This window comes from Haloplanus rubicundus (assembly GCF_003342675.1).
GTDB lineage: Archaea > Halobacteriota > Halobacteria > Halobacteriales > Haloferacaceae > Haloplanus > Haloplanus rubicundus.
Map to the genome: position 1 here is coordinate 1,397,088 of NZ_CP031148.1, position 19,083 is coordinate 1,416,170.

17 protein-coding genes and 1 pseudogene are annotated in these 19,083 nt (G+C 60.0%); 7 read left to right on the forward strand and 11 right to left on the reverse strand.

Going from position 1 to position 19,083, the window contains the following annotated elements:
* Window positions 1-208 precede the first annotated feature (208 nt).
* The 5 genes from DU484_RS08060 to DU484_RS19970 form a co-directional block, all read right to left on the reverse strand.
* Window positions 209-412: a DUF7511 domain-containing protein gene (locus tag DU484_RS08060; protein WP_114587196.1), complete on the reverse strand. Its 204-nt coding sequence runs from the start codon at window positions 410-412 to the stop codon at window positions 209-211.
* Between the two features lie 186 nt (window positions 413-598).
* Complete coding sequence (locus DU484_RS08065) at window positions 599-1,810, reverse strand: CBS domain-containing protein (protein WP_114585528.1); 1,212 nt, start codon at window positions 1,808-1,810, stop codon at window positions 599-601.
* 305 nt (window positions 1,811-2,115) lie between these two features.
* Window positions 2,116-3,450 (reverse strand): erythromycin esterase family protein, encoded by a 1,335-nt coding sequence (locus DU484_RS08070; RefSeq protein WP_114605651.1) that lies wholly within the window; start codon window positions 3,448-3,450, stop codon window positions 2,116-2,118.
* Window positions 3,447-4,043, reverse strand: coding sequence for a DUF5828 family protein (locus DU484_RS08075; protein ID WP_114605652.1), 597 nt, complete (start codon window positions 4,041-4,043; stop codon window positions 3,447-3,449). The genes DU484_RS08070 and DU484_RS08075 overlap by 4 nt, the downstream gene beginning before the upstream one ends.
* 26 nt (window positions 4,044-4,069) lie before the next feature.
* Window positions 4,070-4,219: a DUF7557 family protein gene (locus tag DU484_RS19970; RefSeq protein ID WP_187347789.1), complete on the reverse strand. Its 150-nt coding sequence runs from the start codon at window positions 4,217-4,219 to the stop codon at window positions 4,070-4,072.
* 129 nt (window positions 4,220-4,348) lie between these two features.
* Here DU484_RS19970 and DU484_RS08080 point away from each other — a divergent pair, with 129 nt between their 5' ends.
* From DU484_RS08080 to DU484_RS08090, 3 genes are all read left to right on the forward strand, one after another.
* The gene (locus DU484_RS08080) at window positions 4,349-6,163 is read left to right on the forward strand and encodes an SLC13 family permease (RefSeq protein ID WP_114605653.1); all 1,815 of its coding nucleotides are present in this window, start codon (window positions 4,349-4,351) and stop codon (window positions 6,161-6,163) included.
* Window positions 6,164-6,478: 315 nt separating this feature from the next.
* Window positions 6,479-7,375 (forward strand): universal stress protein, encoded by an 897-nt coding sequence (locus tag DU484_RS08085; protein ID WP_114585532.1) that lies wholly within the window; start codon window positions 6,479-6,481, stop codon window positions 7,373-7,375.
* Window positions 7,376-7,566: 191 nt separating this feature from the next.
* Window positions 7,567-10,254 carry a cation-translocating P-type ATPase gene (locus DU484_RS08090; protein ID WP_262342901.1) on the forward strand — a complete coding sequence of 896 codons (2,688 nt, stop codon included), beginning with the start codon at window positions 7,567-7,569 and terminating at the stop codon, window positions 10,252-10,254.
* A gap of 131 nt (window positions 10,255-10,385) precedes the next feature.
* Here the strand turns inward: DU484_RS08090 and DU484_RS08095 are convergent, their stop codons facing one another.
* Together DU484_RS08095 and DU484_RS08100 are read right to left on the reverse strand one after the other, a co-directional pair.
* The gene (locus DU484_RS08095) at window positions 10,386-11,021 is read right to left on the reverse strand and encodes an IS6 family transposase (protein WP_114605184.1); all 636 of its coding nucleotides are present in this window, start codon (window positions 11,019-11,021) and stop codon (window positions 10,386-10,388) included.
* Between the two features lie 113 nt (window positions 11,022-11,134).
* Window positions 11,135-11,581 carry a universal stress protein gene (locus DU484_RS08100; RefSeq protein ID WP_114605654.1) on the reverse strand — a complete coding sequence of 149 codons (447 nt, stop codon included), beginning with the start codon at window positions 11,579-11,581 and terminating at the stop codon, window positions 11,135-11,137.
* A gap of 252 nt (window positions 11,582-11,833) precedes the next feature.
* Here DU484_RS08100 and DU484_RS08105 point away from each other — a divergent pair.
* Window positions 11,834-13,151, forward strand: a pseudogene (locus DU484_RS08105) (RNA-guided endonuclease InsQ/TnpB family protein).
* Between the two features lie 11 nt (window positions 13,152-13,162).
* Here the strand turns inward: DU484_RS08105 and DU484_RS08110 are convergent.
* The 3 genes from DU484_RS08110 to DU484_RS20380 form a co-directional block, all read right to left on the reverse strand.
* Window positions 13,163-13,585, reverse strand: coding sequence for a universal stress protein (locus DU484_RS08110; RefSeq protein ID WP_114585535.1), 423 nt, complete (start codon window positions 13,583-13,585; stop codon window positions 13,163-13,165).
* Between the two features lie 553 nt (window positions 13,586-14,138).
* Entirely contained in the window at window positions 14,139-14,306 is a 168-nt protein-coding gene (locus DU484_RS08115) for a flavodoxin domain-containing protein (protein ID WP_262342902.1), read from the reverse strand.
* A gap of 572 nt (window positions 14,307-14,878) precedes the next feature.
* Window positions 14,879-14,959, reverse strand: a complete 81-nt coding sequence (locus DU484_RS20380; protein ID WP_394338759.1) for a hypothetical protein — start codon at window positions 14,957-14,959, stop codon at window positions 14,879-14,881.
* Between the two features lie 86 nt (window positions 14,960-15,045).
* Between DU484_RS20380 and DU484_RS08125 the strand changes: the two genes are divergently transcribed.
* Window positions 15,046-15,192, forward strand: coding sequence for a helix-turn-helix domain-containing protein (locus DU484_RS08125; RefSeq protein ID WP_245957315.1), 147 nt, complete (start codon window positions 15,046-15,048; stop codon window positions 15,190-15,192).
* 182 nt (window positions 15,193-15,374) lie between these two features.
* Window positions 15,375-16,001 (forward strand): rod-determining factor RdfA, encoded by a 627-nt coding sequence (gene rdfA / locus DU484_RS08130; protein WP_114585536.1) that lies wholly within the window; start codon window positions 15,375-15,377, stop codon window positions 15,999-16,001.
* Here rdfA and DU484_RS08135 read toward each other — a convergent pair.
* Entirely contained in the window at window positions 15,998-17,935 is a 1,938-nt protein-coding gene (locus DU484_RS08135; RefSeq protein ID WP_114605655.1) for an archaea-specific SMC-related protein, read from the reverse strand. The two genes, rdfA and DU484_RS08135, sit on opposite strands and share 4 nt — an antisense overlap.
* 323 nt (window positions 17,936-18,258) lie before the next feature.
* Here DU484_RS08135 and DU484_RS08140 point away from each other — a divergent pair, with 323 nt between their 5' ends.
* On the forward strand, window positions 18,259-19,071 hold the full coding sequence (locus DU484_RS08140) for an IclR family transcriptional regulator (RefSeq protein WP_114605656.1): 813 nt from the start codon (window positions 18,259-18,261) through the stop codon (window positions 19,069-19,071).
* Window positions 19,072-19,083: the final 12 nt, after the last annotated feature.

Sequence of the window (19,083 nt, forward strand, 5' to 3'; positions counted from 1 at the left end):
GGCGCTGGCCAGCGGTTCTGACAACATCTATCCGTGCGCAATCAATCTATATCGTCCTGACTTTCTCACCTCACTACCGACGGCGGCGAAGGATGTTCGAACTGGCAGAAACGCGAATGGTGGCGAGTATCGAGCGGAATACCACAGAGACGTCGATACTTCGTTCGGAGAGAGAGACGATGGCCGATTAGACACGGAGACGCGTTCGTTAGCGCATGTCGTCGAGTGGGACGAACGATCCCTCCGTGGCGGTGATCCACTCGGACTCCAACATCCCCTCGCTCCTCGGCAGCGGCGATATCGAACACGTCTCCACGTCGTCCGCTCGTTCTGTGATGTTCGCCACGAACGCTTCGTCGTGTGCTGGCCGGAATGGCTCCCAGTCGTCCGATTCAGGGGGAACGGAACTCATCTTTTTCACCTCGTGGTCGATAGCGTCGATTTCGTAGAGGGACGTTGGACCTAGCCGCACAAAAACATCGTATCCGATTACAACTCGCTGGGACTCCCCCGGCGTGCTCCGTACACGTACCGCGCTGTCGCAGTGTAACCAAGGGAGGGCACCGATCTTCGGCGATGCGACAGGAGCCACGGGCCATCATTCGAGCATCCAGCCGAAGCGCTTCTCCCAGAACTCCTTGGTCTGGGGCTTCTTGCTTTCGCCGTACGTCTTGCGATCACGAATCTGCCGTTCGAGCACGTCGCGTGCCTCGTTGAGTGCGTGACTCGCCCCATAGCCTTCTCCGGAGGCGATGTACAGCCCTCGATCCGTGTGTAGACGGATGCGGGCAAGCAGAAGAGGCGTCCCTCGAAGTTTCTCGTCGTGTTCGTGAAGGTGGATCTTCGCGTCTAGAACGGACATCCCGTGGTCACGGTCGTCGAACTTCTCGATCATCGCAACGACGTCCTCGTATTGCACGTCATCCAGCAAATCGGTGCCATAGACTTGGACGGCTCGATTGCCGCCAGCCTCCCACGTGAGCGAATCGAGGACGTCGGTCTTCGTGACGATACCGAAGGGCCGGCCGTCTTCCGTGACGACGAGCGACGATCCGCCGATGGCGAACATCTCCTCGACGGCCGTCTCGAGTGTCGCGTCCGGGTAAATCGTGCGTACCGGCGAGACCATGACGTCCCTGACGGGGAGATCCAAAATGCGGGCGAGTTCTCCTTCCCGGGCGCCGAAACCGCCGTGAGCCCGACCGGAACTGGCCGAAATGTCCCCGCCGAACGAGTCCGTGCCACCTGCATCGCCGCCTTGGCTCTGTTTCGCGGAACGAACCGTTAGATCGGTCACGTCGTAGAGGCTCAGGATGCCAATTGCGGTGTCGTCCTCGACGACCGGGAGATGTGTAATCCGATTCTCTCGGAACACGTGGAGTGCTTCACCGAAGGTCGACTCCGGATCGAGCGTGACGAGGTCGGCAGTGGAGGCCTCGGCGACGGTCGCCGCGTCGAGAAACGGCCGGACTTTCTCCAGAATCGCATCGACGGTGACGACGCCCGCTAGTTCGCCCCCGTCGAAGACCGGGAGGAGTTGTGCATCACTGTCGATCATGAGCTGGGCAACCTTGCGGATGTCCTCATCGGGGGCCAGTCTGGGGACGTGCCAGACGAGCGAACCGACCTTTTCGTCGGGTTGGTGGTGCGAGGTGGCGAGCTGTCTCCTCGTGACGATTCCCTCGAATTCGTCGCCGTGTACGACGACCCCCTTGACGGTCGGATCGTCGAACGCACCGACGAGCTTCGACACGGGCGTGTCCGGTGAGAGCGCTACGTACTCTCCTGAGACGATATCGGCAATGTCCATGGTTGCTTGGATGTCCACTCCGGTTGATTGTCGGTCGGGTCGGCCGCGGCCGTAGTGGTAACACGTGCCATTTCAATATAGATTTACAAGTATTCGCTGGTCGTTCCCGATATTTGGAAAGCGACGAACAGCGCCCGTCGCGAAACGAGTTGCCCCAGCGGCTACTCGACGCCCATCCCTGCTAATCGACACGTTCGACGGTGTATCGTCGCCCGAGAGGGCGTTAGCAAGAGAAATTGGAAGGCGGCCCGAAGACACCCAGTACGAGCGCTCCAGTGAGCGTCCGACGAGAGAACCGCGCGCGGTTAGAATCCCCACGGGTACAGATCCGGGATCGCCTCGATGTCGGCGTGGACATCGAGCGGATGGAGGGCGCTCGTCTCGTCGAGATAGATGAATGCGTCGTATCGGTCGGGAAGAACCGTCGGCACGTAGTTCCCGGCTTCGTGAGCCGGGTGATACACGACACCGATGGCGCGATGCCCCCGAGGTCGGGTGAGCGGCGAGTCGTCGGAAAGCTCCCCGGTTACGAGGAAACAGTCGCCTCCACCCGCCCGCTCGAAGACGTGTTCGTAACTTCCCTCCTGTGCGGGTGGGACCGTCATCTCCTCCAACCGTGCGCCCCACGAATCCGCGGCGATCACCGTGCCCTGGTGTGAACCCATACCAATCAACGCCACGTCGGCGCTGCCTTCGTGTTCGCGAACGAGTTGGCCGACATTGAGTCGTCCCCGTGCTTCCATGTCGGTCGCTCTAGCGTCACCGATATGGGTGTTGTGGGCCCAGACGATGCCCTTGCTATCCGATCCGTGATGCTTCTGCAAACGCTCCAGCGTTTCGACCATGTGCCGGTCCCGGATGTTCCAGGAGTCGACCTCGCCACGAACCATCTCTCGGTAGTACTGTTCCGCGTTTTTTGCGACCAAGGCGTTCTGTTCGGCGTTGAAGTAGTCGTCGCGGCTGTGGTCGTACGCTGCGACCTGCTCGCGGAGCCGCGTCAACAGTTCCACCACCTCGTCCTCGCAGGTCTCGGGAACCATCTGGAGCGCCCGCGCGTACTCCTGTGCGTCTTCACCGTACGGTTCGAAACACCGGTAGGCGGCCTTGGCCTCGGCTGCCGCATCCGGGTCTACGTCTTCGAGATAATCCACGACTGCGTCCATCGACTCGAACAGGCTGTACACGTCGAGGCCGTAGAACCCGATTCGATCGTCTTCGGGGAGACGCTGGTTGTGACGCTCCAGCCAATCGAGGAATTCGAGGGTCTCCCAGTTCGCCCACATCCATGTCGGCCACCGTTCGAACGCCTCGAGAGCGTCGCGGATCGTCTCGGGGGACTCCGGGAGACCCTTGACGAACCGATTGATCTCGTAACAGTCCGTCCAGTCACCCTCCACAGCGACGAACGAGAAATCTTTCTCTTGGACGAGTCGGGCCGTCAGCCGCGTACGCCAGCGGTAGTACTCCGTGGTGCCGTGCGAAGCTTCCCCCAGCAACACGTATTTTCGATCTCCGAATTGCTCGACAAGACGATCCAGATCGGAGGGCTGTTCCAGTCCGTGCGCCGTCGAGCGGACGTCGGCGACGGCCGCGTCGATGTCGCCCGGTTCGGTCCACGACGTGCGATCCTGGAGCGTCATACGTCCCCTCGGCCGGCCTCTTCGACCACGTCGAGTCGCTGGCTGACTTTCTCTTTGAGTTGGTCGTCGTGAATGTTCACCTGGAATACGAACTCGTCTCCATCTTCCAGCCGTGTCGTCTCTCGAAGGTTCGCACTCACGAGTTCGTTATCGAAGTAATATGGTGCAAATCGAGTCATCACTCGCTCGTAGACAGCTGTTTCTAGCGTGCGGATGGCCTTCCGCGTGGTCGTGTCGACCGCACGGAGCCCATGTTCGAGGGCGTCCTCCCACTTCTCGAGCATGTCCTCGGGGCCGTCCCCTTCGGCTTTCTCGATCGATTCGAGAGCGTGCTCGCTCGCCCGTTCGAGATCCTCCGTGGCAGCCTGTCCGGCCCGTTCGCCAGCACCTCGTTCGAGACTGGCCTTCTCGACGGTCTTCTCGCTCACTTCCTCACCGAGGTCTTCGTGGGCTTTCGGCCGCCAGTCGTCCCACTCGGCGAGTGCGTCCTCATCGACATCGCTCTCCCGCAACGCACGGGTGATCCGCTCACCGTGTGCGACGACGTCTTCCCACGATCCGCGGACACGAAAGCCGGAGACGCGTTCTTCCATAGCGGACGTTCACCTCGAACGGTGACTCACTCCGAATATCCCTCTTGGAGGAATTCCCCTTCCGTCTCGTAGATGGAAACTAACTCCGTGATGAACTCCTCGTACGATTCGTCCTCCTCGAGGTGGTCGTCCAGTCGGTCTTTGAGGCCGTCGCTGATTTCGAGCGTGTAGGTCATGATCGGGAAAGTCCTGTTTCGACGTCTTCTTAGTCGTAGACGATTTCCAAAAACCTTGACAGCTATTCTCGCTCGATAGTAATCGTCGACCAGTACATCCAACTCCCATCGTTATATCAGCATATATCGATGCCTGCAGCGACCGTTGGGACGTTCCTCGTCTTTCTGATTATCCTCGCCGCTCTCGTTTTGTTCGTCACCGAGCCGGTCCCGATCGACGTCACAGCGATCGGGATCATGGTCACGCTGATGATACTCGGTCCGTGGACGGGCGTCTCGCCGCGCGAGGGCGTCTCCGGCTTCTCGAACCCCGCAACGATCACGATTCTCGCGATGATGATCCTGAGCGAAGGCGTCCGTCGGACGGGTGCGATTCAGCGTCTCGAAAAGACGGTCGCCTCCTACACGGGCGAGAGCGAACACAAGCAACTCGGCGCAACGGTCGGGCTCGTCGGTCCGCTCTCGGGAATCATCAACAACACCGCTGCCGTCGCCGTCTTGCTGCCGATGGTGAGCGATCTTGCTCACGAGAACGGGACATCGCCGTCAAAGTTGCTCATTCCGCTTTCCTACGCGTCGATGGCTGGTGGGATGCTCACGCTCATCGGAACGTCCACGAACCTTCTGGCCAGCGACGTGGCGAGTCGACTCGCCACCGACTATCCCTCCTTGCACGCGTTCTCGATGTTCGAGTTCACCCACCTCGGTCTCGTGGTATTTCTCGTCACCGGGGTGTACCTCCTTACGATCGGGTACTGGCTTGCTCCGTCTCACGTGACCCCTCGCAGTAAGCTCGAAACGACACAAAAGGAGGAGTTTCTCACCGAGGTGATCGTGGGCGAAGAATCACCGTTCATCGGCTCGACGATCCGGGAAGCGCTCGAAGAGGTCGACTTCGAAGCGAACGTCACCCAACTTATTCGTGACGGTGACTATCATCGAGAGCCGAGACTGTCGATGACGATACGGGAGGGGGACACGTTCACGATCCGGCTCACCGAAGACGCGTTACGGACGCTCCACGAGGTAGAGGGGATCGAGTTCGTTCCGGAAGTCACGCCGCCAGGTGGGCTCGATGCGCTCGGCCCCGGGCAAACGCTCATCGAAATCGTCGTCACCGCCGGGTCCGATCTCGTCGGCGAAACGGTCGAGTCGTCACGGTTTCAAGACCAGTATCAGACGGCTGTGCTGGCCATCCGCCGTGGCGGTGAGACCGCCTACGAACGCCTCACAGAGTACCGAATCCGTCCGGGCGACCTGCTCCTCATCGAGTCCGAACCGGACACTGTCGACCGACTTGCAGACGATCCGAACGTGATCGTGGCTGGTGAACTCGCCCTCCAGCAGTTCCGGTCGTCGAAACTCCCGATCGCAGTCGGTGTCGTGCTCTCGGTCGTCGGAGTGGCAGCATTCGGACTCCTGCCGGTCATGGTCGCAGCGCTTGGCGGCGTCATGGTGATGATCGTGACTGGAATCGTCAAGCCGGCGGAGGCCTACGGGGCCGTCCAGTGGGACGTGATCTTCCTGCTCGCCGGCGTCATTCCCCTCGGCAGGGCGCTGTCGGAGACGGGCGGTGCCGATCTGCTCGGTACGTTCGTCGTCTCCACGGCTGACTTCCTGCCCGAAATCGCCGTTCTCGGGCTGTTCTATCTGCTGACCGTGGCGATGACCAACCTCATCAGCAACCAGGCCAGCGTCGTGTTGCTCATCCCTGTCGCCGTCGACGCGGCCGCTCGGCTGAACGCGAACGCGTTCGCGTTCGTTCTCGCGGTCACGTTCGCCGCCAGCACGGCGTTCATGTCGCCGGTCGGGTATCAGACCAACCTCTTTGTCTACGGTCCGGGAGGGTACGATTTCAGTGACTACGCTCGTGTCGGCGGGCCGCTCCAAGTGATTCTGGGAATCGTAACGACGCTCGGAATCGCCACGTTCTGGGGCATCTAACTGCCAGTGTGCCGTTCTTCGGGTGAGGTCGGGACTAGGTCCTCGGGGTAGTAGTTCAATCCGCAACGTCTTCGCACGTGATCTAGCTCTGTTTCGACATCAGCCACACAAACCGAATCAGTGACTGCCCTCGTCGTACCAGAGCTCCGAATCTTCGTCGCGTAGACCGTCTATTCTTACCGCTCTTGAGTCGGCTCGACTCTTCACTGCGTTGTCGCAAAACTATCTCATTACGAAGTTCCTCGTGGCACCGACGGCTCCGACGACGGAGACTATCGCGTCCGATTTTTGTGTGCTCGCGCCGTCATCGAAGGTGTGTTCGAACAGATTCTCTTTCCCACTGACGGGAGTGACGGAGCAGCATTCGCTTTCAATCACGTCGTAGACCTCGCAGCCCGCCACGACGCAACAGTCCACATCCTCAACGTCGCAGATACGACGGGGAACGGTATTCTACAGATTCGAGGCGACGATATCGACTCTCTCGAACAGGAGGGAGATCGAATAGTCAGCGAGGCTGCCAACCGGGCACACCAGCGTGGAATAGACACCGTCACGGAAGTCCGCCAGGGAGAACCGTATCGCGAAATCGCCGACTACGCCGAAACACACGGATTCGATCTCGTCGTCATGCCAACGCACGGACGCCGGGGACTCGAACGGTTTCTGCTCGGTAGCACCTGCGAGCGAGTCGTCCGTCGGGCAGATGTTCCCGTACTCACGATTCGACCCGACGACGACGTCAGGGTTACTCATCCCTACCAGAACGTCCTCGTCCCCACCGACGGGAGTAACTGTGCCAATCAAGCACTCGCCATCGGCGCCGACGTCGCTGACGGTGAGGATGCAACACTGCACCTCCTATCCGTGATCGCTATCACGGCGCTGGGGGCCGATGCTCGCCCCGATATCCAGATGGGGATGTTAGAAGAGAATGCCCACGAACTGCTTGACGAGGCTGCGGCGTTCGCCGAAAACGCTGGTATCGAAACAGCGTCGACAACGGTCGAATACGCCCCCTCGATTCACAAGGCGATCCTCACTCACATCGACGACCACGACATTGACCTCGTCGTCGTCGGCACACACGGGCGTACGGGCTTCGACCGGTACGTGCTGGGAAGCGTCACCGAGTATCTTGTTCGTACATCGCCGATTCCGGTACTGACGGTCCGAGCACCCGAAGCGGACACAAAGGACGGTTCCGGGTAGTGTTGAGAACGGCGTACGCTCTTCGGGAGTGTTTTGCGTATCGCCCGTGTTTCGTCGCGTGACTATGACACGCGGCAGATCGGCGTGGAACGAATTTACAGATCGAACGAAGCCGCGTGCAGTGCCCCTACCAGAAGCCATCCAACAGTATGACTCGGCCTGATTCGGAGATCTCGGAGCCTTGGCACACGATGTCGACTGACGACGTCTTCTCGGCGTTGGCGACCGGTGAGACGGGACTTTCGTCCGATGAAGCGGCTCGCAGACTGTCGGAGTACGGCACGAACGACATCCACGACGCTGAACGGACATCGGTTTTCGAGCTACTTGTCTCACAGTTCCGTGACCCACTCATCTATCTCCTCGTCGTAGCAGCACTCCTGTCTCTCGGTATCGGGTTCATCCCTGGCGGTGAGCCCAATTACACCGAAACAGCGTTCATCGTTCTCATCATCGGTGTCAACGGGCTGTTCGGATTTGTTCAGGATTATCAGGCCACCCGGTCAATCGAAGCGCTTCGTGAACTCGCAAGCCCGGATACGACCGTCTACCGCGACGGGCGGAAGCAGACGATCGATGCCGAACAGGTCGTCCCCGGTGATATCATCCACCTCGAACAAGGGGATGCAATTCCAGCCGACGCTCGAGTGCTGGAGAGTGACGAGTTGCGGACGAGCGAGTCACCGCTCACTGGGGAAAGCGCACCCGTCGAGAAAGCGACCGAGACCGCAGACGAAGAGACGCCGCTGGCCGAGCGCCGCAATATGGTCTATAAGAACACAACCGTCGTGAAAGGTCGCGGAAGCGCGGTCGTCGTCGAAACCGGCATGGAGACCGAGGTCGGTGGGATCGCGACCCAGCTCGGTGAGGCTGACGATCAACAGACACCGTTTCAGGCAGAGGTCGAGCATCTCGGAAAACAGATCGGTGGGCTGGTCGTCGCGCTGATCGTCTTGGTCGTCGCGGTTCAATTTCTGTTCACCGCAACGGATCCAGTTGCCATCCTCCTCGTTGGAATCACCCTTGCCGTTGCCGGCGTACCGGAGGGATTGCCTGCAGTCGTGACGTTCACGCTGGCGTTGGGCGCACGAGAGATGGTTGACCGGAACGCGTTGGTCAGACGACTCCCGGTCGTCGAAAGTCTCGGCTCGGTCGACGTCATTGTCACCGACAAGACTGGGACGATCACTGAAAACCGGATGACAGTGACGCGGCTGTACACGTCGGGCTCCGTCGTTGATCTGTCCGATTCGACCACGAAATCGGAGGGTGATCCCGGGGAAAGCGCGCAAAGTACCGCCGACGGCGACCAACTGACGACTCCAGCACTCGTTCCACTGTTACGATGTGGCGCGCTCTGTAACAACGTCGAGCGGACGGACGACGAGTATCGTGGTGAGCCGACCGAGGTCGCCCTCCAGCGGATCGCGGACGAGGCGGATGTCGAACCCACTGGAGAGCGGTGCCGTGACATTCAGTTCTCCTCGGAACGGAAACGGATGACCGTACTCGTCGACGATGGAGCGGTGACAGCCTATATGAAGGGGGCACCGGAAGTCGTCCTAGATCGATGTAATACTATCCTCGAGGACGGTGAGACACACGATCTCACGGACGACAAACGCCAGGAAATTCTCGACCAAACGGAGTCGTTTGCCGGGGACGCGCTTCGAGTGCTGGGATTCGCGTCGAAGGCTATCGACGATCCGTCGGCCGAACCGGATCAGATCGAGGACGAAATGGTGTTTCTCGGCCTGCAGGGGATGCTCGATCCACCCCGAGAAGGGGTCGAAGCGGCCATCGACGACTGCCAATCAGCCGGTGTCCGGACTGTACTGGCGACTGGAGACAACCTCACCACGGCCGAGGCTGTCGGCGAGCAGGTCGGGCTCGATCCCGACGGTGCCGTTACGGGCAGTGACATCGACGACCAATCGGACGATCAGCTCACGAGTACGGTCGAAGATATCGATGTGTTCGCTCGAGTGACGCCAGATCACAAGGTTCGTCTGCTTAACGCGCTTCAGAACAATGGACACACTGTCGTGATGACTGGCGACGGTGTCAACGATGCGCCAGCACTCACGCAGGCGGACGTGGGGGTCGCGATGGGAGGGCGTGGTACCGACGTCGCTCGGCAGGCGTCCGATATGATTCTGCGGGACGACAACTTCGCGACAATCCGTGACGCGATCCGGGAGGGACGGGGCATCTTCGAGAACGTGCGCAAGTTCGTCAACTATCTGGTCTCGACCAACACCGGGGAGGTACTGGTGGTGTTCCTCGGCGTATTGCTTGGGAGTCTGCTCTTCCCCGCACAGTTCTCGGGGACGTCGCAAGCGTTGATTTTGACGCCGATTCTGATCCTCTGGATCAACCTCGTTGCGGATACGCTTCCCGCGCTTGCACTCGGGGCCGATCCACACGCTGATGGGCTCATGGACCAGCCACCACGACCCCCTGACGAAGGCGTGATTAACACTCGCGTGTTGGTGTCGATTCTGACGATTGCAACCCTGCTAGCAGTGACGGGCCTCGGGCTCTTCTTCTACGCCCTCGATACCACTGGGTCGCTGCTGCGAGCCCAGTCGCTACTGTTTACGTTCATCGTCGTTGTCGAGTTGATCCGTATCCAAGTTATCCGCTCGCGGTACGACCAGCCGTTGCGTTCGAATCTGTGGCTCGTCGGTGCTATCGGTGTCTCGCTCCTCGTTCACATCACAGTCCTGTATACCCCGCTTCACGACGTTTTTCAGGTCGTTCCCCTCACCCTCGTCGAGTGGGCGTTGATCGCCGCTGGATTCGTCGTTTTCCTCCTGCTCAACGTGGTCATATCCGCATCGAATAACCGACTCTTCGAGTCACGGGCATCGGAGTAATTCGCCCACGAAAGTGAGTAGTTTCGTGATCCGAACGACTGCAATCGCCGCAACCTATCCTACCCTATCCAAGAAAACCTACAATAAACGTCGGCGAATCAAGAGTATTACTCGACATCGAGACTTCGTGTTTAGTTTGGAGCATTGTGCCAGCGAGCGAAACTCTGCAACCAGTTTTCAGCTGTTGCTGGTTCGACGTGGCTAAAACAGTTTGAAAACGAAGAGGTTCGTCGTTTTACTTCTCTAAAGATACGTTCAATGGCATTCCGATTTCCGTGGCGTTCTGTCTGAAATCGGAGCCCCGATCGGTCGAGTGCAGTTTGGAGATGTTTGGCGCCATCGACGAGAAACAGGGCGGATTCGACATCGTGTTTCTCCCGCAGTTCGTTGAGAAAGAGTTCGGTGAGACCGATTGTAGTGGTCGAAAACAGCCGTAGATGGAGTAATTCGTTCGTCTGTGGATCCGCGGCGGCGTACAGCCAGAACTGCTGATCGTTGATTCGAATCACGGTTTCGTCAACCGCAACCTGATTCGGAGCCTTTCCGCTGACCGGCTGTAGATCGGCCTTCTGTACCCAATCGTGAACCGCTTTTCGAGAACGTTCGACACCCAAACTATCAAGAGCAGAGACGGTATTCGAAAGTGATAGTCCAGCCAGATGCATCTGAATACCGAGCTTCATCGCCGGCTCGGGTGTCCGCTCTCGCTCCACAAAATCCAAATCAATCCAGTCGTTATTCCCGCTGAGGCGTGTGATTTCTGCCATAGACCAGCAAGAAATTCACTCGCCTCACTCTTCATCGTTAACTAAACACGAAGCATCGAGACGACCGTCGAATATACCGCTCTTGGAATCCGTACGAACGATGCGCTGTCCGATTACGAAGACTCGTCGGAGGATTCAGCAGGCATACCAACCGTCAACACCGGAGCATCGGAGCGGCGGACGACTTTTTCAGTAACGCTGCCGAGGAGATATCGATCCAGCCCCGTTCGGCCGTGCGTTCCCATAACGACAAGATCGATATCGTGTTCGTCGATATGATCGAGAATTGCCTGGTGAGGTGTGCCCTGTGCAACGACGCCTTCGATCGTTTTCACGCCGGCTGCCTCTGCTTGCTGGAGCACCCCATCGATCGCGTTCTCTCCAGCTTCTTCGAGGGTATCGAGCGTCCCAGGGACTGAAGCATCGATCCCGACGTTCGTATCGACGACGTAAATTGTGTGGAGCGTGGCGTCGTAGGTCGTTGCGAGATTAATTGCGTGTTCGACGGCGCCTCGCGTTCCTTCACTTCCATCCGTCGGGAGCAGTATCTGCTCGTACATACCGAACTATCACCAACGGAGGGACAAAGAGAACCCGTCAATTACGAGAGATTGGGAAGTGTTCAGTAGCCCATTTCGGGTAGATTCAGCATAATTCAAGGTGGAGCCTCCGACCTCAAGGAGCGAGCGTCGCGAGCGAGTAGGTCGGAGAGGAAGCCGACACGGTACTACACTAACTACGCTCGATGGCTGGCCGACTCCCCCACCGAATCGTGACTAATATAAAGACATAGACTCACACCTGAAGTACGGATGGAGATACGTCGCACCGTCCCCGTTAAACTCGACGTGGCCGACAGCGACGCCGACCTTCTCCACGAAACCATCTCCGAGTTCCTGTGGGCCGCCAACTACGTCGTCGACCACGCGTGGCAAGGCGAGTACAAGACCACGAGCAAAGCCGAGCTCCAACGGGAAACATACGACGACGTGCGGGCCGAAACGAGGCTCCAAGCTAACCTCGTTCAGAACGCTCGCAACAAGGCCGCCGACGCCGTACAGAGCGTCGTCTCTCGGTGGAAGCAAGGTGACTGCGCGGGGAAGCCGCGCTTCACCGCCCCGACGCTCGTCTACGACAAGCGGTGTGCGACGTTCAACGACGACCACGCGACGCTCTCAACCGTCGAAGGGCGTATCACCGCCAAGTACGTCCTCCCCGACGAGAGCCGCGAGACGCCCCACTCGGAGTATCTGTTCAACGATGACTACGAAGTGACGGGCGGGGAACTCCACTACCGCGACGGTGAGTTCTACCTTCACGTCCGAACAAAGGCGGATGTGGAGTTCGAGACCGCCGACAAAGGCGGATGTGGAGTTCGAGACCGCCGACAAAGGCAACGACGAGCACAGCACAGTCCTCGGCGTTGACCTCGGCATCGAGAACGTCGCCGTCACTTCGACAGGTTCGTTCTGGAACGGGTCGGAGTTGAACCACTGGCACCGCGAGTTCGAGAAACGGCGTGGGTCGCTCCAACAGCATGGAACACGGGCCGCCCACGAAACCATCCAGTCGATCGGATGCACCGAGACGGGTCGCTACGACCACTTCTTACACACTGTCTCGAAGGAACTCGTCGCGGAAGCCGTCGAAAACAACTGTGACGTGATCGCGTTCGAGTACCTGACTGGGATTCGTGAGCGGATGCCGAACGCCAAGAAATTCCACGCGTGGGCGTTCCGACGCCTGTTTGAGTACGTCGAATACAAAGCCGAAGTCGTCGGCATCTCGGTTGAACAGGTGAGTCCCGCATACACGAGCCAGCGGTGTTCTAAGTGCGGCTTCACTCACGAAAACAACCGCCCGGCCTCGGACAGACAGGCTGTATTCGAGTGCCTGAAATGCGGGTACTCACCACACGCGGACTACAACGCGGCGAAGAATATCGGTCTAAAGTATCTCCGCTCGGCGCAAAAGTCGTCGGGCGGAGGCGCACCCGTAAACGTGCGCTTGAATCGCGGGACATTGAACGTGAACGGCAATTACCGGCCTGCCGCCGACGGCGGCCAGAACGGGAGTCCACGCGAAAGCCCCACCCTCAACGAAGCGAACGGTGGAGCCGTGAGCGAGTAGGGTGGGGTAGTTTACGTGGCGACCAAGACCGGTCTTCCCGCATTCTGGACGACGCGGTCGGTCACGCTCCCAATCTGCTCTCCCTTTGCGTGGGAGTGCCCGTGGTAGCCGAGAACTACCAGATCGGCGTCAATCTCGTCAGCGTAGTTGATAATCTCGATATATGGCTTCCCATGACAACACTGAGTAGTAACCGCAATATCGAGTTCTTCGCCCCGGTCGGCAATCTCCGAGAGTTCCTGATTGCCCCACTCTTCGATCTCCATGGTTTCCAGTTCCGTGCTACTCAGGGCCGGTTCGGCGTATCGATCGGTATCGACGACGAAGATCGCATGAAGTTCAGCGTCGTGCTGTTCGGCCTGTTCGAGTGCGTGTGTCGCTGCGCGGTTCGCGTCGGCACTTCCATCGGTCGCGACCAATATGGTATCGTACATACTGTTCAAGACGCGATGAGTCCTTTTGTAGCTGCTGTCAATTCTCAAATGTTGGTAGGATTACTATTCGTTTCAGAACAACCGGACACGCGGACTGTCTTTTGGCGATTCTTCGGTTCTGGGAGCACCCCAGTGTCGTCGGACACATCAGCTGCCGACAGTGCGGACAGCACTTCCGCAAGCGCGTCCACGATGAGGAGAATGACTTTCCAGCGGCCTCAGATTACGTGACGGACCCTACTTCATTATTCGTCAAGGCTCCCTTGGCTGGTCTGTCGACGAACGGATCGAATCAAATTTTGCTCAACCGAACCGCTTGAAGGAGGTAGATCCGAAGCATCACGGAAACCACCACCGATAGTTCTGGCCGGCTGCGGCCCGAGTGACACTCCTTGATTTCGTGGGTTAACTGACGCAAACTCTTCACCGTGATCGATTCGGGGAGTTGGGGCGATTCAGAAAGCACAGACGAGTGGCTGACCAGACGTGAAATCCATCCCCCAATCCCCGAGAGGGCGTCTCGGTCGCCGGTGACGAAGTCGCGGATTGCGTCCTAGTGTTTGCCGACGTGGATCGACGCGCCCACGACCACGGCGTCATACTCTTCGGGAGTGAACGAGTCCGGTCGGTCACGCACGTCGACCGCACTTGCCTCGTGACCGCGCTCGCTGATCGTTCTCGTCGCCGCCGACGGCTCCCCGCTTGTCGAGCGTGCGCTCACGTACGTTCTCGAGAATTACATTTTGGCTGACTTGTGGGGTGGCCGCCGCGCGGACACACCGAGTTCCCGGCGCCCCGACGGTCCCACGTCCCGACCAGTTCCCTGCCGTTTCGTCGACTGGGAACGTCGTCATAGTAGCGGTTCCGACCCCGTCCGAGGCGGCGACCACTGGCGCCACCGCCGCAACTATCGGCGGAGAGTCGTGAGTCCAGTCGAGACGTGTTTCCGATCCTCTCACCGAAAATATCAGAAAAATATATATTAAGAAAGTAGTGAATTTGACGAAATGACCGCGGTCGCTCGTTGCACCATCTTACTCCTCGATAGCCAACAAAACGCCTGAAACACCGAAAAACTCCAATAACTCGTAATCGATCCGGTCGATCAACTCGTCGTTCGTATCGAATTAAAAAAGGGAAATAAAAAATAGTATCGCATCGAAAAAGCTTCGAAAAGGCGTTAGCTCGTCGTACGTGTCACTGAAGACGCCCCTCGCACGCATTCGTATCATCTACCTTTTATTTTTCGAATATAATATTTATATGACATTTCTGCCGATCACCGTCCTCTCGTCACCAATCACACCCCACCGAGACGCTGTGCACCGGCACGGGCGACTGGCGGGTCACCTTCTGTGCGACGCTCCCGAACAGCGCCTTCCCGGTCGGTGAGCGCTGTCGGCCGCCTGTGAGACGAGGTTCTCGCCCACCTGCTGGACCTCGTAGTTCTCGCTGAACGACTGTCCGCGACCGTCACGGAACTCGCCGCTGACCTCGACGCCTCGAAGAGTACGATTCACAACCACCTCACGACGCTCGTCGAGTTGGGCTACGTCGTCACCGAGGGGAACGTCTACCACCTCGGGCTCCGAGCGACGTACTCCTGACCCACGCGCGCCGACCCACCGAAATTCACTCCTGCCGAACAGCCGTTCGGATCGGTGATTCGCCGAAACTGACTAACATCAATAATTTTGTTATCTCCAATCGCCATCACTCGGCTCCATCATATGGCCGTCGGCTCCTCGGCACGCAATTTATATATTCGGCCCTCCTCGATTACGGAAATATGGCACACGACGGCGACGACGGCGGCCGACCATCCAGCAAGGTCGCCCGACTGATCGACGAGTACGACCTCGGCGTGACGTACGGCGACGAACTCGAACGACGCTGGACGGCCGACGGCGACGAGCGGGAGAGTCTCCGTGACCTCGCCGACCGCTTCAACCGGCGGCTCCTCGAGAGCGCGCTGACCGCGGCCGGGGCATCGACGGTCAGCGGCGAGGTGGAGAACCTCTATCGACTCCTCACGGCCGACGACGTGAGCAGCGGGATGCGGACGGAGGCGCGGGCGCGCCTCGAACGCGACGGCGTCGACGTCGACGGACTCGAACGCGACTTCGTCACGTATCAGGCCATTCGCTCCTACTTGACCGAGTACCGCGACGCCGAGTACGAGGAGCCGTCCGCGACCGAACAGATCGAGAGCGTTCTGGAGACGATCCAGCGCCTTCGATCCCGTCTGCGCTCGATCACCGAGGGGAGTCTGGATCGCCTCCGGTCGACCGACCGGCTCACCCTCGGCACGTTCCGCCTGTTCGTCGACGTCGACGTGCTCTGTGAGGACTGTGGCGCCCAGTACGGCGTCGCCGAACTGCTCGAACGCGGTGGGTGTGACTGCGAGGACGACTAGATCTCCGTCACGCGGGTGTAGTCGTCGTCGAGTGCCTGTGCGTCCTCGGGCAGGAGGGCGGCGACGAGGAACTCGGCGTAGTCGGCGACGTACTCGATCAGCGCGGCGATGCGTTCGGAGTCGATGGCCTCCAGCGAGTCGAGCAGCATGAACGGCACCGTCTCGTACACCTCGTGGACGAGATAGCCCGCGAGCGCGAACACGAGGCCGGTCACCTCGCGCTCGCTCTCCGAGAGGTGGTCGATGGTGTCCTCGAACGTCGCGCCGCTCTCGGTGCTGCGGACGATGTGGAGTTCGAACAGCGTCTTGTCGACGTTCCGTCGTCCCTCCCGGACGGTGCGCTCGACCCGCTCGATCCAGATGCGTTCGAGGTTGTCGTAGCCGAGGATGTCGAGGACGGCCGCCATGTGCTCGTTGAACTGCTCGACGGCGTTCTCCTCGATCCGGTCGATCCGTGTCCGGAGGTTCCGCAGTTCCGCGTCGACCTCCTCGCGCTGGGAGCGGAGCTGCTCCTCCTCGGTCAGGCGCTCCTCTATCGACCCGATCCGGTCGGTCACGTCGTCGAGGTCGGATTCGAGGCGGCCGAGTTCGAACTCCAGCTGGTTCGCCTCCTTGTGGAGGTCGAGTACGTCGCCGAAGTCGTCGGACTCCAGAGTCTCGATCTCCGCTTCCAGCGCCTCGATGTCGTCGTTGAGGTCTTCGCGCTCCTCGCGGAGGCTCTCGAGTTGTTCCTCGCGGTCGTCGAGTTCGGTCGCGACGTCGTCGAGCTTGCGGTCGATGGACTCCCGGCGCTGTTGTTGCTTCCGGTACGTCCGGCGCTGCTCTTTCAACTCGTCCAGCTCGGATTCGAGCGACCGCGTCGTCTCCAACTTCTCCTGGCGGACCGACCGCAGTTGATCGAGCGTGCTCGTGATTCGCTCCGTCTCGACGGTGGAGCCACAGGTCCAACAGACCACCGAGTCGTCGACGAGCGCGTCCGTCACGGCCCCCTCGTCGTCACCCGCGTCCAGATGTGACGTGATCGCCCCCGTCTCGTCGAGCTGGTCCTCGTTGAACCCGATGACGTCCTGGAGGTCGCTCACTTCGCGTTCCAGGCTGTCGATTCGTCCACGAAGCCGCTCGATTTCGTCGTCGAGTTCGGCGTGTTCGCCCATCGGCGCGTCGGGAAGCTCCTCGCGTTCGGCCTCCAGCTCCCGTCGCTCGGCCGTGAGCGACTCGATGCTGTCCTGCTGGAGATCGATGTCCGAGCGGACCCGCTCCAGCGCCGACCGCTTCTCGCGTAAGTCGTCGAGCCGCGATTCCAGCTCCCGTTTCTCCTCTCGCGTCTCGTCGACGTCGGCGTCCAGCGCCTCGATGTCTTCCTCTTTCGCCGCTAGCTCCTCGCGTTTCGCTTCGATGTCGTCCTCGAGCCGACTCCGCTTCCGTTCGAGCTCCGGCAGGTCACCTTTCAGGTCCTCCAAGTCGTCGAGTTCGTCGTCGATCCGGGACTTCTCGCGTTCGAGTTCCCGAATCTCGGCGTGAATGGCGTCGGTGTCGACCGGGCGCATGATGAGTTCGCGCAGGTCCTCGCTCATCGCCACCGACCGTCTGGCCTCGTTCGACTCCAGCAGAAACGCGAAGAGGTCGGCGAGCTCCGGATCGTCCAGAAATGGCTCGCCGCCGGTCGTCACGGTGCCGTTCGACCGCGTGAACGTTCGCACGTAGCATTCGTCCCCGACCGTCAGGTCGACGCGTCCCTCGTCCGCGTCCGCCTTGAGGGAGGCGTCGTCGCTTCCCATGACCGCCATGATCGAGCGAAGCAACGACGTGCGGTTCGTCGCGTTCCGTCCCGTCAGAATCGTGATCCCGGGGTCGAACGCGACGGCCGTCTCGTCGATGCCGCCGACGTTCCGTACCTCGAGGCTGGCTTGCTGTCCGAGCAGTTCCGTATCCATCGTACGCGTGTCTCGAACGCGGATCGTAAAAACGTTGCTGTGAGACGGCCGCTCCCGCCATTCAAATAACAAGCATATTGTTGTTATCACAGTCGTCGGCACGCCAGCACCGTTCGTTCGCATTTCAAAAACGCCTCTGCGCGTCACGCCGCCGGTTCGAGGCGGGTCCCACGCCCCGAGAGTGGACGGACAGTCGCGATTCGACGTATCGGACCCTCGTTCGGGTACTGAATCGCCGCTGGACTGATCGGTCCGTCCAATCTCCCGTCTTCGTCGTTCGCGAGAGGTAAACGATTAAGTGCGACCGTGCTGTACGGGAACGCATGACAGCCGAACCGAATCCGGACGGGTCGCCGCGCACGCTGAAGACTGTGGAGCGCACCGCGCAGGTCATCAAGGCGCTCGAAACGCTCGACGGTGCCGGCGTCACCGAGTTGGCCGACCACCTCGACATGTCGAAGAGTTCCACGTACCACTATCTCGCCACGCTCCGGGCGGAGGATTTCGTCGTCAAGAACGGCGACCAGTACGAACTCGGCCTGCAACTGCTCCTCTCCGGTGAGTACGTCCGGAACCGCAACCTCCTCTATCGGTACGGCAAGGAGGAGGTGGAGGAACTCGCGGAGACGACCGGCGAGTACGCGAACCTCTTCACCGAGCAGCACGGCAAGGGGATCAACCTCTACAAGGTCCGCGGCAGCGACGCCGTCGGGAGCGGCTACCAGACGGACAAACTCCAGCAGCCGGACCAGCTCCACTGCACGGCGACGGGAAAGGCCATCCTCGCCTTTCTCCCCGAGGACCGCGTCGACGACATCCTCGACGAACACGGCCTGCCCGAGCGGACGGAAAACACCATCACCGATCGGGACGAACTCCACGACGAACTGGCGACGGTTCGCGAGCGCGGCTACGCGTACAACGACGAGGAGGAAGTTGAGGGGCTTCGCGCCGTCGGCGCCCCGGTCATCGACCGCGACGACACCGTCCTCGGCTCGCTGAGCGTCGCCGGCCCGACGAGTCGGCTGAAGGGCACGCCGTTCGACGAGGAACTCCCCGAGCAGGTCCAGCGCGCCGCGAACGTCATCGAGGTGAACATCAACATGGCCACCCACGGGTCGGAGTCGAGGGTCTGATCGCGTCTCGAC

What these genes read in the sequence shown, in the direction of transcription:
- rdfA (WP_114585536.1), top strand. Translation starts at nt 15,375, where the DNA reads ATGGCACACGACGGCGACGACGGCGGCCGACCATCCAGCAAGGTCGCC.
- DU484_RS08080 (WP_114605653.1), top strand. Translation starts at nt 4,349, where the DNA reads ATGCCTGCAGCGACCGTTGGGACGTTCCTCGTCTTTCTGATTATCCTC.
- DU484_RS08110 (WP_114585535.1), bottom strand. Translation starts at nt 13,585, where the DNA reads ATGTACGATACCATATTGGTCGCGACCGATGGAAGTGCCGACGCGAAC.
- DU484_RS08070 (WP_114605651.1), bottom strand. Translation starts at nt 3,450, where the DNA reads ATGACGCTCCAGGATCGCACGTCGTGGACCGAACCGGGCGACATCGAC.
- DU484_RS19970 (WP_187347789.1), bottom strand. Translation starts at nt 4,219, where the DNA reads ATGACCTACACGCTCGAAATCAGCGACGGCCTCAAAGACCGACTGGAC.
- DU484_RS08100 (WP_114605654.1), bottom strand. Translation starts at nt 11,581, where the DNA reads ATGTACGAGCAGATACTGCTCCCGACGGATGGAAGTGAAGGAACGCGA.
- DU484_RS08075 (WP_114605652.1), bottom strand. Translation starts at nt 4,043, where the DNA reads ATGGAAGAACGCGTCTCCGGCTTTCGTGTCCGCGGATCGTGGGAAGAC.
- DU484_RS08135 (WP_114605655.1), bottom strand. Translation starts at nt 17,935, where the DNA reads ATGGATACGGAACTGCTCGGACAGCAAGCCAGCCTCGAGGTACGGAAC.
- DU484_RS08090 (WP_262342901.1), top strand. Translation starts at nt 7,567, where the DNA reads ATGTCGACTGACGACGTCTTCTCGGCGTTGGCGACCGGTGAGACGGGA.
- DU484_RS08095 (WP_114605184.1), bottom strand. Translation starts at nt 11,021, where the DNA reads ATGGCAGAAATCACACGCCTCAGCGGGAATAACGACTGGATTGATTTG.
- DU484_RS08065 (WP_114585528.1), bottom strand. Translation starts at nt 1,810, where the DNA reads ATGGACATTGCCGATATCGTCTCAGGAGAGTACGTAGCGCTCTCACCG.
- DU484_RS08140 (WP_114605656.1), top strand. Translation starts at nt 18,259, where the DNA reads ATGACAGCCGAACCGAATCCGGACGGGTCGCCGCGCACGCTGAAGACT.
- DU484_RS08060 (WP_114587196.1), bottom strand. Translation starts at nt 412, where the DNA reads ATGAGTTCCGTTCCCCCTGAATCGGACGACTGGGAGCCATTCCGGCCA.